The sequence below is a fragment of the Pontibacter vulgaris genome (assembly GCF_022758145.1).
Classification (GTDB): domain Bacteria; phylum Bacteroidota; class Bacteroidia; order Cytophagales; family Hymenobacteraceae; genus Pontibacter; species Pontibacter vulgaris.
Genome location: NZ_JAJVDH010000007.1, coordinates 64,757 through 78,567 on the forward strand (window position 1 = coordinate 64,757; position 13,811 = coordinate 78,567).

Genomic DNA, 13,811 nt, shown 5'->3' on the forward strand with positions numbered 1-13,811 from the left:
TACTGGAAGGGAATATCCTGCTAATCTTTATAACGCTATCCATGTTTTCAAAACCAGGGAGGTATAAGCTTGTCATGTAAACATCCTCTTACCCCTTTACCTTTATTCCGCCAACAGGGCTGTTATAAGCATTAACATGCTTGATAAGTTTTAGGGCAGTAGTAACGACCTGTTCAAACAATTAAAGCAAAGACAATAGCGTTGAGGAAGTTGCTGTAGCCGCACCTTCAAAAAAGCAAAAACCCGCCTTTTGCTCAAGAAAGTGCGGGCTTTTGCTTGCACTACCAGCCTGGTTATTTGTACAAATATTGCTCCCTTACAGCTTGAGCATTTGGATAAAGCTCTAAGGTAATGGTGCGCTGCGCAGGCATTCCGGATTCGTGGTAAGTATGACTATATCGCTCCTTGCCGTAACCCGGATCGCGGTAACCCGGGTTGTTTTCAAATAACTTTACGCCGGGCAGGTAAAAATCTGAATAAGCAAAAGGCAATGGGTTAGGCTTGTTATCGTAGTTGCCCCAGTAAATGTAAGAAGGAGCGCTTAGTTCTTCCGCGCGGTTATTAGGCGACCATTGCACTGCCGACTCAACCAGGTTGCCGTTTGCATCATACTTATAGTTGGTAACACCTAACTGCCCCTCATTGGAGCGGGTGTAGCTCATACTTGATTGTTTCATCAGCTTATCGCCTTCATAATCAAAAGTATAAATGTAGTTTACCTTGTTTTCGCCATAGTACCTTTTGGCCTCAACTACCTTGTCACCGCTGTAAGTATAGATCAGCCAGTTACCGGTGTTATAGTTTATCCGTGAAGGTCGGTTGCCTTCATACACAATTGTATAGCCGAGCCAGCTCTGGTCAGTATAACCAACTTCTATTAGTCTGCCCTGCACATCATATTTAAATTGCCGCGTACCTACCTGTGTTAGCAGGCTGCTCTGGGTAACCGGGGCAGGTGGTGGCGGTGTGGGGGCAGGTTGCGTAACAGGTGGTGGTGAAGGAGCAGGCTGTGTTACAGGCGGCGTGTTAGCAGGTGGCGGTGTAGTTGGGTTTGGCTGCGTAACAGGCGGAGGCGTTGTACCTGGCCTTTCTATTACAGGATCAAAATCCTCTTTGTCGCAAGAGGTTAAGGTGGCTGATAGACTGATACCAGCCAGAAGCAGGAGTTGGTGTAATTTCATAGTTTTATTTGGTTAGCATTTACAGGTAAGACAAGACAGCTGAAAGGACCGTTGCCTGCGTTGTAAAATATTTTTACAAATGCTGTAAAACAAAAGAGCCTCGGTAAAACCAAGGCTCTGTAATACATAATGATAGGACAGGTTATTTTATAAAACGTCGCTTAACCTGAATGTTCAACCCCAGTGTGTAAGGCTTTAACCCAAACGGTTCGCGCTTGCTAAAAGTAGACCCCAGGAAGTAGTTCAGGCTTGGCATCAGCATCAATTCGTAGTTGCCACCAAGGCTTGTATTATATCCGGCTCCCAGCAACAGGTTATAGTTTGTCTGCTCAAACAGGTCTTTCTCCGAAGGGAAATCTATAGTTTCTTTAAGCTCGCCATTGATATATTCTTTCGTGCGACCCTTCAATAACAAGTTAGCTCCCCCGGCAAAGGTTAAGTTCAGGCGGCTGCGAGTAGATTGCAGAAAGTAGTAGTTTACTCCCACTCTTATACCTCCGTAAGTAAACGTGCTTTCGAGTTGGCGTTCACCTTTCACATAAACCGGTATAACTCTTATGCTACCATCATCGCCTCTGCTCTTTAGTAACGTATCAACTTTACCAGTCGTGAAAGCATAAGAAACGTTCTCCTGCAACTGCATCACATTCAGGCTGCTTTCCAGGTATAGTTGCTTACTTAGTTGTTTACCTGCACTCAGGCCAAACTCATAGCCCATTCGTTTCGGGTCCAGTTTTTCGTAGTTGTTCAGATTTGTAATGTAGATGTCGTCTGTTGCAGCAGGCGTAAACGAGCGGAAAGTATAGCGTGGTGCAAACGTTACTCCCACATACCATTCCCTACTTTTCGCTACTGAATCAACTGTCGGAATGCTGACAACTTTAACTGCACTATCGGGAACCAAGGCTATACTTACAGAGTCAGGTACACTTAATTTGTGGAGGCTATCAAGTTGCGTCACCCGTCCTTTCAGTAATTCAAATGAGTTGGTATTGTCAGTTTCAGCATTTTCTGCCTTAGTACCTTTGTTTTTATCAGGCTGGCTGGCTATAGTTGGTTCAGTACTTTCTCTCTTCTCTGTTTTAGCTATCTTATTGGTTATTTCAATCTCCTTCGTTGTTACTCCTGTTTCAGATTTATACCTGTTGCGAGGCTTCTTGCCTTCTGCTATAAGTGGTAGTGGTAATTTTACTGGTTCTTCAGCATTTGGTAGTGTAGCCACAGGTATTCGCCCTGTAACAGGTTGCTTCTCTGGATTCTTTGGCTGTGCTTCCTGAGATTCTTCTGATGCTTTATCTGTACCTACTTCTGGATCTTTTCCAGCTACTTCACTAAAATTGGAGCCAGACTTCTTTAGTTGTTGTATAGACTGATCAGATCTTTCAACTTTACCTGTTTTCTGCGTTGCTGCTGTCTCTCCACTTTTGCTTTCTGAGTTCGGTTCAGAACTGTTAACTGTGGTTGCTATTACCGGAGTTTGTGGTTTTTTCACGAAGTATAGCACCCCAACTGACCCAACCAGTAACAGTAAGGCTGCAATCAGTACCCACCACAACCGGTATGGCCTGCGCGGTGGTTGTATCTCAGCTGCAATTTTATTCCAGCCATTGGCAGGCGGCTCTTCCTCGAGCCCCAGCAACTTGCGCCGTATTTCTTCTTGTTCTTTGTCAGTCAGCATTTTCTGAGATTGAATATTTCTGGAGCAATTTCTTTAACTGCGCTTTTGCTTTAGCCAGCTGCGATTTAGAAGTTCCTTCTGCTATACTTAGCATCTCTCCTATTTCGCGGTGGTTATAGCCTTCTACCACATACAGGTTAAAAACCAGCCGATACCCTTCCGGCAACTGGTTTACAAGCTCCATCAGCTCCTGCCCCGATATGGTACTGATAATGTCTTCATCTGTAGGAGTCACTTCTTCTATTGTACTATAATCCAGCTGTTCCTGAAGTCTGCGGTTTTTGTGGTAATGGTTAATGGCAGTGTTTACAAAGATCCGTCTTACCCATCCTTCAAAAGAGCCACCGCTGTATGTATCTATGTTTTTGAAAACTTTCACAAATGCTTCATGAAAGATGTCTTCCGCCTCAAACCTTGACTGCGTATAGCGTACACACACTGCCATCATCCGCCTCGAGTAAAGCTGATACAACTTCTCCTGGAAAGAAGCTTTCCCCTGCCGGCAACCTGCTATTATCTCCTCCTCTGCGTACACGTCCTCCAAATAACTATATAGCCTTGTTTACAACAGGTTGATCTTGTAGCAGAAACAGGAAAAGCCCCAGGTTAAAACCTGCGGCTCTTGTAACACTTCGTGGTGTTTTTTGACTGCTATACATGTTACCTTACAGTTACAGGAACCACAATCTCTTGGTAAGTGGTGTAGTCGCGGGTAGTATACACACGGTATCTGAAGGAGTCTTCGCCTACAAAGTCTTTGGGCGGAATGTATACATAGATGGTATTCTTATAGCTGCCGGCATATTGTATCTCCTCAAATGTTCCTTTCTCAGGCTTATAAACCGCTATGCCACCAATTGTACTGTAGCAAATTACATCGTTCAGGAATATCCTTAGCTGCTTGGATGTATTCTTTGTGGTTTCCAGTGTCTCACCATTAAGCTGCGTCTGGCAGGTAGCTGGGTCGTAAGGTTGTTCTACTATCAGTTTGATCTTTTCCGTCTGGCAGTCGTTGTTCAGGCAAACTGTATATTCCAGGCTATCTGCCCCGTAAAAGTTCTGGTTTGGTTTATAGCCCATAGTGCCAGGCCCATCGAATTCAGGGAGTAGCCGCCCGTGTAGTGGCTGGCTATAGGTAACGTTTACTTCCGCTTTTATACTGTCATTTACCAATGGGTCGAGCCGTAGTATGTAGTCATTGTTGCTGTTAAAAGTATAGATCTCGTCTGCGTATAGTTTAAACTCCCGAAAGAAACTCGGCAATACATCGCTTGTAGCAGTATCGCAGCCCCAGAGCAGTAACAGGCCAACGAAAACCTGCAGCATTCGCAACCTGGATAAATGACTTCTCATAGTTGTTAATTGTGGTTTCTGCTGGTAAGACAAGGCCCGGCTGCAAACCGTTGCCCATGAAATTAAAATATTTTTAGTTTGATATCTGCCCGGCATCAGCCCATACTTAAAGCAGGTATTCCGGAAGCAATGGTACTATACAAAAATAATCTAAATATAGCTTTTTACTAATAGGTGATGCAAGTATAAAATAGCTCCTAGGGCTTCGATCATAAAACTATAAAAACATACTATACAAGCACTTACATTACATACTTAATCTAAGTACATCATTTGCCCGTAAAACAACTATCTCAAGTATAGCCTTGAGAAAAACAGATCATTTTTAACCTAAAGAAAACAAACGATGAGTAGTAATAACAGAAATATTCCGGAAGATAATAACTCAAGAAAAGGCCAGGGTGTAAGCGGACAAGGACAGGGAACGCAAAGCGGACCAGTTGCCGGTGGTGCCGATAATACGCGTGGCGAAAACAAAACAAGCAGGGAAGGTAGCAGCGGTGGTGCAAAAGCTGGCAAAAACACCCCGAACCAGAATAGCCCGCAGGGTTCTAAATCAAATTGGTCGGATGCACGCGGAGCAGACAGTTCTGATAAGGAGTTCCGCAATAACCAGCCCAATGCCAGTACTAATTTAGAAGACAGGAACAACGAAAATAAATAAGGTTTAACCTTAGCAAGGTATACTTGTTACAAAATAAAAGCCCCAGGAAAACCGGGGCTTTTATTTTGTAATATCCTGATAAACACTTGCTGTTTGGTTATTATACAAATAGCCGCTCCTATAAATTTAGTAAGAGGCAACGTTATCTCTACATTTCCCTATCACGATCCGGACGATTTCTATCAATGCGTTTGCTATAGTTGCTGTTTGCTTCATTGCGTTGGCTATACGCGCTTCGCTCACGGTCCAGGTCGCGGTTATCGTAGCCGGTTGAGCCATAACCAGTATGGCCATAGTTGCCGAAACCCCGATCATAGCCAGTGCTCTCAAGGCCTGTTGGCCCATAATCAGGATTAAACCGTGTGTCGTAGCCTGCACCACGGTAGTGCAAATCCCTTCGGTCGCTCATGTAGCCATGGTAATCGCTGCCACCTCTTGGGTTATAGCTGCGGCTCTCGAAATCGCTGTAGTGGCCATAACCGTGCTGTACATCTTCTGAGCGGTTTCTATCAAAATCTCTGCTCTGCGGCCCTCGGCTGCCAGACGAGCCATAGTCTGAATTTCCGTAAGCAGAGCCGCTACCAAAAGTACTGCCTCCTTCCCCGTAACGTGAGCCCTGGCTAAAATCGCCATAAGCAGGTGCATCGTTCGTTAACCGGCCACGTTCCGGCTCCTGATAGTTTCTATAATCGGCTCTGTTTCTGTCCTCAGGTTGGTAACGGGAAATGCTGTTTGGGTTGCCAGTTCTGGCATTGCCGTGCTCATCAAAATCGGCGTAATGGTTTCTGCGCGGGCGGTCATTATTTTCGAAATCTCTGTTCATAGCTCTCCAGTTTAGTTTACAATATCACACTCTCTACTAACGCAGTAAATGAAGGCGTGTTTAGTATGCTTCCACAACTTTATACTTTCACCAGAAATTGTACCTCAGGAAAACAGAGAACTAAGTATGAACTAATGAGATTGGAAAATTAGCAAGGAATGAGAGCCTTGAGTCATTAAGTTATCCTCTGCTATCATCCTGAAAAGATCTTGATACAAGAGAGTATAGACTTAAACTACTTTCTACCAGGTTTCTTTACGGCAAGACAGAGCCTTTAAACTGATTTACTCTAGAACTTAAGGGCCATGCGGAAAGCCATACTATGGATTTGCTTATAGTTTATGCAGCTGGAAATAACCCAGGTGCATTTCATCCTCGGTTACAGCATTATTGGGCGTTATTCGCAGGCTATACTTTTGTTTTATATTTTCAGGAAGAATCTCTTTTACCTCATGGAATTCGTCCACATCTACACCAAACTTATCATCGATGTGTGAGGTGGCGCCTTTGAAACCGGTGTGCTTGTAAAAAGCCGTTAGTTTAGCCTGTTTTATAGCTCCCGCCTGATCAGCCGAAACTGCCAGCATTTTATAATGAAATTCATCAAACTCGCCTATTTTATATCCGCCCAGGTTCAGGAAAAACAGTTTGTTTGCATTTTCATCGTTGGTTATACTTTCCTCTTTCGACACAACTTCCACACTAAAACCATCAACCTGAGTTACTTCCCGCCAGGCATCTACGTGTATATTACCTTTTGCTTCCGGCCAGAAAGCGTTAATTGCAGGCACCAGGTCTTTTATAGTTTCTCCAATACCAAACATAATATCGTGTTGCTCTGTGTTACGGCCCGCAGGTCTGCAGCCTACCATCAGCATAAAAAGTTTAAGACTTTGCATATTATACTTTGTACAAGTTATTTATAAGCGATAATAGAGGTGAAAGAGACTTTACGCATGGGCTGCCTTGTAACCGGGTTTACAGATTCTACCACACCTTCTTTCTTAAGCTGGTCAAAGGCTTCCTGGTAATTGCTCCGGATATAGTTTGTGCTGATGTTATGGTGCTTGTAAATACTTTCCAGCGTCAGGTTATGGTAATAGCTGGCTTTTTCCGCCAAATCTGCAATCAAATTTTTAACAGAATACCGGTATTGTTCCTGGAAAAGCGAAAGCTGGTGTTTAATATTGGCTCCGAAAAGCGGTACGCCATCTTCCTGGTAATCGCTATACATGAGCATAAGCTCTTTCATTTTCATGTAAGCAGTGTCGGTTTTAGAAGCAAAGAACAGGTAATGGCTGGTCTGGTTTTTCTTGGGTAGGCTTATTTTAAACCGAAATGTTTTATAATCTTTCTCCCTGAAAATATCTTCGAAGCTATCTACTATAAAGTCTTCCCGCTGCGATGCATCCTGGTAGCGGTCGCAGAACTCTTTGATCTTACTCAGGCGCTCCTTGCCAAATATTTCTACCATCAACTCATCATCGGCAGCTCCCTGAACAGCGGCACGCATTTTAGCCGGTGTAAACAGCATAAACACATCAAGCCCCCACCTTTTTATAGATTGTTGCAGCAATTGCTGCGAGAAAGGATAGCCAAACGGATCGAGGTACAATAGCGTTGGCGTAGCATTGCCAAGCAGCTTTGCAAGCAAGCTGAAGTTTAGCTCCTCGTGCAGCATAACCGGTTTATGCACCAGGTCTTCAAAGTATGGCAGGCTTTCCAGGTTCTGTTTTAGCTTTGCTGCAACGGCCTGTTTTTCATCGTTAAAAAAGGTTCTGACAATCTTATTAAGGTTATACTTATCTGTAGCACCAAAAATACTGTTCAGGATCTTAACCGGTGTTGCGGGCTTCCCATTCTCGGCCTTTCCTTCTCCGGCATATAAATCAATAAAAGCTAAGGCCGGGTTTGATTTATAATGCTGCCCTTGTAAAATAGAACTGCACCAGGCTTTAAAATAGTCGGTCAGTAACTCTGTTTTAATTTCCGAGGTGCTTCGCTGTTCTTTAAAAAAATCGTTTGTATCAACAGTAGACATGCGCAATGTAGAATTTGATCAATCAGGAGTGCTCTTTATACTTTCTATGTCTGCCACAGCCGTTTAAACAAAGTATAAAGCCTCCTCCTGCTAAGACAAAGTTACAATCGAATTTTAAAGGAAACGCAATTAAAATTTAAGCGTAATTTTGCAGCGCTTAAAAACCAAAGCATTATCAGCCAAAAGAGGTAGCTGGCTTAAATAGGAGAAAAAAGAAATGAAGTTAACAGGCAATATACTGGATATCAAAAGTAAGAGAGAGGATAAAAATGCTGGTATTACCATAGAAACAGACAGGATCGAATACATTACCTACAAAAAGGATGGTAAGTATTTTCAGCCTTTCAATTTTATTGATACCCTAAACGAGCCCGTAATTATTACCGGCGATTGCCTTGCCCGCTCCACAACCAAACACCTACAGGAAGGAGAATACGACTTTCAGGTTTACGACAAAATTGGCGATGATTATGTCCTGAATGAGAATAAATTCCTGTCTGTATTAATGGTGTATGACGAAGAGGAGCAACAGTCTTTCTTATCTTCGGTGGAGTATACTGTTACTGTGTCTAACGAGGAATTTAAACAGTTAAAAACGGAGCGCAGCAAAAATAACAAAAATAAAAAAGGCAAGAAGTAAGCTACCTACATCAGGTAGCAAATACTTCTTCAGGGTTTTTAAAGGCTTTAAACTCCAGTGGGTTGCCGCTCAGATCGAGGGTAAACATGGTACGCTGCTCTCCTACCTGCCCTTCGTAGCGGGTATGTGGCTTTACCACAAATTTCAGCTCGTGCTGTAACAGTTTATCCTGTATCTGTTCGAACTGCTCAAAGGTAAGTATACATCCGAAATGGGGCACCGGCACGCTTACACCGTCTACTTTACCGCAATAATCCAGCTCCGGAATATTTTCGCTTACATGCGCTGAGAGCTGGTGGCCAAAGAAATCGAAATCGATCCAATGTTCTGTGCTTCTGCCCTCTTTACAACCTAAAATATCTACATAAAACTTTCGGGTAGTCTCGATGTCCTTTACTTTAAATGCGTAGTGAAATGCGTTCATATTAATAACCTTTGGTTTGTGATACCACATTTAGTAGTGGCTGATTATTCTGTAGTCTGTCGTAGTTTTCCAGGATCTGAGTTACAGCAGTTTCCGGGTTGGTGATGCTGGCAATATGCGGGGTAATGTTAATTTTGGGATGCGCCCAGAACGGGTGGCTCTCGGGCAACGGTTCCTGACGAAAAACATCCAGGCTTGCTCCGGCCAAATGCCCCAAATCAATCATCTCGATCAGGTCATTATCGACCAGGTGTTCGCCTCTTGCTACATTAATTACAAAAGCGTTTTTGGGTAATTTACTAAAAGTACTTTTATTCAGAATGTTGGCGGTTTCTTTGGTTAAGGGCAGCAGACAAATCAAAATATCAGCTGTAGCCAGGAAGTCGTCTAAAGCAGCATTGCCGGCAAATACATTTATACTTTGCAACTGCTTTTCTGTACGTGCCCAGCCATTTACCTTAAACCCAATGCTGCTAAGCTGCCCGGCTACGCTTGCTCCTAACTCCCCTATTCCCATTACTCCTATTGTTACATCTTTAGCAGTAAGATAACGTTTCGGCTTCCATTCTTTAATGTTTTCTGCCGCTTTATACTGGTACAAACCACGCATGTAATTCAGGACAAGAGCTGTTGTAAACATCGTCATATCCCGGGTCAGGTTTTCATCCACTATTCGGGTAATCTGTACTTGCTCGGGCAACTCCGGATCTTTTAAAATATGATCCACACCAGCGCCGGTAGAAGCAATGCATTTCAGGTTCGGGAATTGTTTGAACACGCCCATCGGGTGGTTCCAGGATAACACAAATTCAACTTCTTCGGGTGAGCCGGCATCCGGATAAACGCGCACATCCAAACCGGGTCTTTTCTCTTTCAGGGCATTTACCCAGTGGCTGATATACCGGCCCTGGTTAACAATTGTAATAGACATAAGGTAGTAATGGTAACAGCAACAATTTATACTTTAATTTCGGGATAAAGAATCTTACATGAATTTTCGAAGCAATTTATTCATACCTAAACCCTTGTGGAATCAAGTATAGAAACAGCAAACAAAGTATAAAATCAGAACAGCTGGTGCATAAAAAAGCCTGCCCTAAGTATAACTTATAGCAGGCTTTTACAACTTAAAAAATGAAATGATTAACCTAACGGTAAGGTTCTGTTTATCCTTCTTTCCTACCAAGGTAAATAGCATAGGCAATTAAACCGGCAGCACCTGCAAAAAGGATATACTGCTTTTCTTTTACAGAAAGGCCGTTGTAAAAATCAAGTCCATTTTTTGCAGGATCTTTAATAATATCTGCCAATTGAGAAGGATTATGAACCAGGCTCATCAGCGTTGTATTTTCAAGGGGATTTTCCATAGTAACGTAGCTTGTTAGTTTTTCATCCTAGATACGTCAGGGGCCGCATATTGGATATGAAACTTCTAATACTATTGATACCAAATTTATACCTGCAGATAATTTACAGTGGTTATGAAAGTATAATCTACTAACGCCCAATTGCATACGCAACTATAATTCTGCAGCTTACACTTAGTATTAAATAGGCTGCCGGATGCAGGCTTTAAACAATTCGCCAAAATTTAACTAATCTTGTAAAAATCTTGTTGAGGAGAAACACTGGCAAAATGTGCAGCAACTTAAGTAAGCTGCAAAGTATAATTATTCTATAAACTGCGACCGATGGAGAGCCTGCGCTCAAAAAAATATAAAAAAGACTTTGTTAACACCTTTGATGGCGATGAAACCGGCGACCTGAAACCGCGCCAGACACCGGGTGTTTTATACAGTAAAGCTATCCCGACCCCGGTAGAAAGACCGGAACTTCTGGCTTGGTCTGAAGAACTGGCTAATGAGCTGGGAATTGCAAAACCAACCGATCAGCAAGACATCGAAATCCTGGGTGGTAACTTTATAACCGATACTATGTACCCGTATGCAGCCTGCTATGCCGGGCACCAATTCGGGAACTGGGCCGGGCAATTGGGCGATGGCCGTGCTATTACATTAGGCGAATGGGAATTAGCAAATGGTAAAACCTGGGAATTGCAGCTGAAAGGTGCCGGCCCTACGCCCTACTCGCGCAGAGCAGATGGCAGAGCAGTATTGCGTTCATCAGTGCGCGAATACCTGATGAGCGAAGCCATGCATTACCTGGGCGTACCTACCACAAGGGCACTTAGCCTGGTTGCTACAGGCGAGCCCGTTTTGCGTGACATGTTTTATAACGGCAACGCGGCCTACGAGCCGGGCGCTATAGTTATGCGTACTGCGCCCAGTTTTCTGCGCTTCGGAAATTTTGAAATGCTAAATGCCCGCAAAGAAACTGACAACCTGCTTAAACTGGTAAACTGGACCATCGATCGACACTACCCGCATTTAACAGGCGAAGACAAGGTACTTTTATGGTTTAATGAATTAGTAGAACGGACTGCCTCCATGGTGGTAGAGTGGCAGCGTGTGGGCTTTGTGCATGGGGTAATGAATACCGATAACATGTCTGTGCTGGGCCTGACTATAGATTATGGTCCTTTCTCCTTTCTTGATAATTACGATCCGGAATTTACCCCGAACACTACTGACTTGCCGGGCCGCCGCTATGCCTTCGGAAAGCAACCATCCATTGCTTACTGGAACTTAGGTTGCCTGGCCGGTGCTCTTTTACCGCTAATTACAAAAGATCAACTGCTGCCCGCCCTGGAAACTTTTAAAGAAATTTACTGGAAGAAGTTCTATGCCATGATGGGCAATAAACTGGGCCTTGATCAGGTAAAAGCTACCGATATCGAGCTTATTAAACAGTTCGAGGAAACGCTTTCTGCCATTCAACCCGACATAACAATCTTTTACCAACTGCTTATAGAGTTACCGCTATTCATGCGAAGCGAGGAAGAAGTAGAAGAACATTTCCGAGATAGTTTTTATAGTGATTTGAAACCGGAGGAAAAAGGAGCACTTTATACTTTAATTTCCAATTACCTGGAGCGCCTCAATACCAACACGATCAAACGGCAGGATTCTCAGCAGCGCATGCGGGATGCGAATCCGAGGTTTATACTTCGTAATTACCTGCTGCACCAGGCAATAGAAGAACTAGAAAAGGGCCAGAATACGCTATTCCAGGAATTACAGGAAGCGATCAAGCATCCTTACACAGCTAAGTATGATCAATTTTTCGCTAAAAGACCTGATTGGGCAGGCCAGAAAGCCGGGTGTTCTATGCTATCCTGCAGTTCATAAAAAAGCTCAACAGTTAATATAATTAGCTCTTAAAACACGTGCGGTCTTAAGCCCGGCCATCCTGATATTTCATACTTATACTTCATTTTTCAATCAATTTATACTTTACCTGATGCGTCACCGGCACTTTATTATTCATAAGCCCTATGGCTACCTCAGCCAGTTTGTTTGCGATAAAAAGAAGAAAAAAATGCTGGGCGAACTGCATGATTTCCCTGAAGGGACTATGGCTATCGGGAGGCTAGATGAAGACAGCGAAGGCTTGCTCCTGCTTACAACTGATGGTAAAATGAGCGAACAGGTGCGTAGCAAAAAAGTAGAAAAAGAATACCTGGCGCAGCTTGATGGCGATATTACAGCCGAAGCAATTAAGAAACTGCAACTAGGAGTGGAAATTGGTTTAGGCAGAGGCGTTAGGTATACAACTTTGCCTTGTACTGTAAATAAGCTGGAGAATGATCCCGGATTTGCTGAGAGAAGCCGCCGTATTAGAGACGACCGCCACGGCCCCACCAGTTGGGTATCTATCACCTTAAAAGAGGGCAAAAACCGGCAGGTAAGAAAAATGACTGCTGCTGCCGGCTATCCGACGCTTCGCCTGATAAGAGTTCGCATCGGCGATATTCACCTGCAGAATATGGTTTCTGGTGCTGTGCAGGAAGTAGAAGAATTTACGATCAGTACATCTGTTCCGGAGCTTGTTGCAGCAGAACTATAAAGCTAGTTTTATACTTATTAGAATTTGTATATAGCTGATTTGAAGCTACAATTTAAAAATTTGTACAGCATTTTTAAACAATAGCGGTACTTATGCGTTTTCATAGGACTAACGCACATAAAATTTATATGACTATGGAAACGACAGATTTGAAAGATTTAAAAGCAAAAGCAGATAGAGTAAACCCACAACATAAAGAAGGACCAGTAGCTGCAGCTATTGAGAACTATACTTCAAAATTACCTTCTGATCTATTTTTATGGGCCGCACTGGGCTCTATGGCTGTTTCAGCAACATTAAAGATCATGAGAAAAGATGAAGAAGCGCTGTTTGTAGGACAGTGGGCACCTTCTTTCTTATTGCTGGGTAACTACAATAAAATGATCAAATTAGCTGGCTACGAAAAAGATAAGTAGAAGCAGCTTTAACTGATATATCTAAAAGAGGAAGCACAAGTGCTTCCTCTTTTATTTTACAGCAACATTAAAACTATTAAGGCACAAAAAAAGGGATCAACTTTATCATCAGATAAAATCGATCCCCTTTTTGTTTACTATACTTTAGCTCAGAAAAAAACCTTAGCGCATTTTCACCTTTACCGGTAAATCTTCTAACTGGGCATAGCTTAATTTCCAGTTGCCTTCTTTGTCTTTTTTCCAGAGCAACATAAAGTTACCTTCGCCTTCACCATAAGGTTGGTCTGGGCCTGCTGGTAATACATCTACAGAGAAAGTACCTGCTTCGTAAGCCATTTCATTATCAGCGCCGGTACTTATGGTGTTAAGGTCAAGATTGTCTATGGTGCCTAATGTTTCGCGCACCCATTTATCGGATACTTCGCTTTTGCCGCTGTAGTGTACCTCACCCTGCACAAAATCTACATCTTCTGCCAGCATATCGGTAAGCTTATCAGAGCTGCGGTCATTCCAGGCATTAACAAATTCCTTGTTTAAAGCTTGTACGTCTACTTTCTCTGTTTTAGTGCAAGACGACAAGACCGCAGTAAAGGCTATAATATAAATTAACTTTTTCATACAAGTT

16 protein-coding genes are annotated in these 13,811 nt (G+C 43.1%); 5 read left to right on the plus strand and 11 right to left on the minus strand.

Annotated features, from left to right (window positions below; translation table 11 throughout):
- Positions 1-293: 293 nt before the first annotated feature.
- The 4 genes from LWP20_RS16065 to LWP20_RS16080 form a co-directional block, all read right to left on the minus strand.
- Entirely contained in the window at positions 294-1,181 is an 888-nt protein-coding gene (locus LWP20_RS16065) for a hypothetical protein (RefSeq protein WP_242929196.1), read from the minus strand.
- A 142-nt stretch (positions 1,182-1,323) separates the two neighbouring features.
- Positions 1,324-2,859 (minus strand): porin family protein, encoded by a 1,536-nt coding sequence (locus tag LWP20_RS16070; RefSeq protein ID WP_242929197.1) that lies wholly within the window; start codon positions 2,857-2,859, stop codon positions 1,324-1,326.
- Entirely contained in the window at positions 2,849-3,394 is a 546-nt protein-coding gene (locus tag LWP20_RS16075) for an RNA polymerase sigma factor (RefSeq protein ID WP_242929388.1), read from the minus strand. Before LWP20_RS16075 ends, LWP20_RS16070 begins: the two co-directional genes overlap by 11 nt.
- A 125-nt stretch (positions 3,395-3,519) precedes the next feature.
- Positions 3,520-4,212, minus strand: a complete 693-nt coding sequence (locus LWP20_RS16080; protein ID WP_242929198.1) for an Ig-like domain-containing protein — start codon at positions 4,210-4,212, stop codon at positions 3,520-3,522.
- A gap of 346 nt (positions 4,213-4,558) precedes the next feature.
- On the opposite strand from LWP20_RS16080, the gene LWP20_RS16085 reads away from it, so the two are divergent.
- Positions 4,559-4,876, plus strand: a complete 318-nt coding sequence (locus LWP20_RS16085; protein ID WP_242929199.1) for a hypothetical protein — start codon at positions 4,559-4,561, stop codon at positions 4,874-4,876.
- A gap of 148 nt (positions 4,877-5,024) precedes the next feature.
- Here LWP20_RS16085 and LWP20_RS16090 read toward each other — a convergent pair whose 3' ends face one another.
- The 3 genes from LWP20_RS16090 to tcmP form a co-directional block, all read right to left on the minus strand.
- On the minus strand, positions 5,025-5,699 hold the full coding sequence (locus LWP20_RS16090) for a hypothetical protein (RefSeq protein WP_242929200.1): 675 nt from the start codon (positions 5,697-5,699) through the stop codon (positions 5,025-5,027).
- Positions 5,700-6,031: 332 nt separating this feature from the next.
- Positions 6,032-6,598 (minus strand): DUF1543 domain-containing protein, encoded by a 567-nt coding sequence (locus LWP20_RS16095; RefSeq protein ID WP_242929201.1) that lies wholly within the window; start codon positions 6,596-6,598, stop codon positions 6,032-6,034.
- 17 nt (positions 6,599-6,615) lie between these two features.
- Positions 6,616-7,740: a three-Cys-motif partner protein TcmP gene (gene tcmP / locus LWP20_RS16100; protein ID WP_242929202.1), complete on the minus strand. Its 1,125-nt coding sequence runs from the start codon at positions 7,738-7,740 to the stop codon at positions 6,616-6,618.
- A gap of 217 nt (positions 7,741-7,957) precedes the next feature.
- Here tcmP and LWP20_RS16105 point away from each other — a divergent pair, with 217 nt between their 5' ends.
- Positions 7,958-8,380, plus strand: a complete 423-nt coding sequence (locus LWP20_RS16105) for a hypothetical protein (protein WP_242929203.1) — start codon at positions 7,958-7,960, stop codon at positions 8,378-8,380.
- Between the two features lie 10 nt (positions 8,381-8,390).
- Here the strand turns inward: LWP20_RS16105 and LWP20_RS16110 are convergent, their stop codons facing one another.
- The 3 genes from LWP20_RS16110 to LWP20_RS16120 form a co-directional block, all read right to left on the minus strand.
- Positions 8,391-8,804, minus strand: coding sequence for a VOC family protein (locus tag LWP20_RS16110; RefSeq protein WP_242929204.1), 414 nt, complete (start codon positions 8,802-8,804; stop codon positions 8,391-8,393).
- Between the two features lies 1 nt (position 8,805).
- Positions 8,806-9,735, minus strand: a complete 930-nt coding sequence (locus tag LWP20_RS16115; RefSeq protein ID WP_242929205.1) for a 2-hydroxyacid dehydrogenase — start codon at positions 9,733-9,735, stop codon at positions 8,806-8,808.
- A 235-nt stretch (positions 9,736-9,970) separates the two neighbouring features.
- Positions 9,971-10,171, minus strand: a complete 201-nt coding sequence (locus LWP20_RS16120) for a hypothetical protein (RefSeq protein WP_242929206.1) — start codon at positions 10,169-10,171, stop codon at positions 9,971-9,973.
- Between the two features lie 324 nt (positions 10,172-10,495).
- Here LWP20_RS16120 and LWP20_RS16125 point away from each other — a divergent pair, with 324 nt between their 5' ends.
- The 3 genes from LWP20_RS16125 to LWP20_RS16135 all read left to right on the plus strand — a co-directional run bounded on the left by LWP20_RS16125 (position 10,496) and on the right by LWP20_RS16135 (position 13,186).
- On the plus strand, positions 10,496-12,052 hold the full coding sequence (locus LWP20_RS16125; protein ID WP_242929207.1) for a protein adenylyltransferase SelO: 1,557 nt from the start codon (positions 10,496-10,498) through the stop codon (positions 12,050-12,052).
- 112 nt (positions 12,053-12,164) lie between these two features.
- Positions 12,165-12,770, plus strand: coding sequence for a pseudouridine synthase (locus LWP20_RS16130; RefSeq protein ID WP_242929208.1), 606 nt, complete (start codon positions 12,165-12,167; stop codon positions 12,768-12,770).
- Positions 12,771-12,904: 134 nt separating this feature from the next.
- The gene (locus tag LWP20_RS16135; RefSeq protein ID WP_242929209.1) at positions 12,905-13,186 is read left to right on the plus strand and encodes a hypothetical protein; all 282 of its coding nucleotides are present in this window, start codon (positions 12,905-12,907) and stop codon (positions 13,184-13,186) included.
- Between the two features lie 162 nt (positions 13,187-13,348).
- On the opposite strand, the gene LWP20_RS16140 is transcribed toward LWP20_RS16135, so the two are convergent.
- Positions 13,349-13,804, minus strand: coding sequence for a YybH family protein (locus tag LWP20_RS16140; RefSeq protein WP_242929210.1), 456 nt, complete (start codon positions 13,802-13,804; stop codon positions 13,349-13,351).
- Positions 13,805-13,811: the final 7 nt, after the last annotated feature.

Excerpts from the sequence above, each read along its gene's own strand:
- LWP20_RS16095 (WP_242929201.1), bottom strand. The coding sequence starts at position 6,598 with ATGCAAAGTCTTAAACTTTTTATGCTGATGGTAGGCTGCAGACCTGCG.
- LWP20_RS16140 (WP_242929210.1), bottom strand. The coding sequence starts at position 13,804 with ATGAAAAAGTTAATTTATATTATAGCCTTTACTGCGGTCTTGTCGTCT.
- LWP20_RS16130 (WP_242929208.1), top strand. The coding sequence starts at position 12,165 with ATGCGTCACCGGCACTTTATTATTCATAAGCCCTATGGCTACCTCAGC.
- LWP20_RS16070 (WP_242929197.1), bottom strand. The coding sequence starts at position 2,859 with ATGCTGACTGACAAAGAACAAGAAGAAATACGGCGCAAGTTGCTGGGG.
- tcmP (WP_242929202.1), bottom strand. The coding sequence starts at position 7,740 with ATGTCTACTGTTGATACAAACGATTTTTTTAAAGAACAGCGAAGCACC.
- LWP20_RS16080 (WP_242929198.1), bottom strand. The coding sequence starts at position 4,212 with ATGAGAAGTCATTTATCCAGGTTGCGAATGCTGCAGGTTTTCGTTGGC.
- LWP20_RS16110 (WP_242929204.1), bottom strand. The coding sequence starts at position 8,804 with ATGAACGCATTTCACTACGCATTTAAAGTAAAGGACATCGAGACTACC.
- LWP20_RS16135 (WP_242929209.1), top strand. The coding sequence starts at position 12,905 with ATGGAAACGACAGATTTGAAAGATTTAAAAGCAAAAGCAGATAGAGTA.
- LWP20_RS16090 (WP_242929200.1), bottom strand. The coding sequence starts at position 5,699 with ATGAACAGAGATTTCGAAAATAATGACCGCCCGCGCAGAAACCATTAC.
- LWP20_RS16125 (WP_242929207.1), top strand. The coding sequence starts at position 10,496 with ATGGAGAGCCTGCGCTCAAAAAAATATAAAAAAGACTTTGTTAACACC.
- LWP20_RS16065 (WP_242929196.1), bottom strand. The coding sequence starts at position 1,181 with ATGAAATTACACCAACTCCTGCTTCTGGCTGGTATCAGTCTATCAGCC.
- LWP20_RS16085 (WP_242929199.1), top strand. The coding sequence starts at position 4,559 with ATGAGTAGTAATAACAGAAATATTCCGGAAGATAATAACTCAAGAAAA.
- LWP20_RS16115 (WP_242929205.1), bottom strand. The coding sequence starts at position 9,735 with ATGTCTATTACAATTGTTAACCAGGGCCGGTATATCAGCCACTGGGTA.
- LWP20_RS16105 (WP_242929203.1), top strand. The coding sequence starts at position 7,958 with ATGAAGTTAACAGGCAATATACTGGATATCAAAAGTAAGAGAGAGGAT.
- LWP20_RS16120 (WP_242929206.1), bottom strand. The coding sequence starts at position 10,171 with ATGGAAAATCCCCTTGAAAATACAACGCTGATGAGCCTGGTTCATAAT.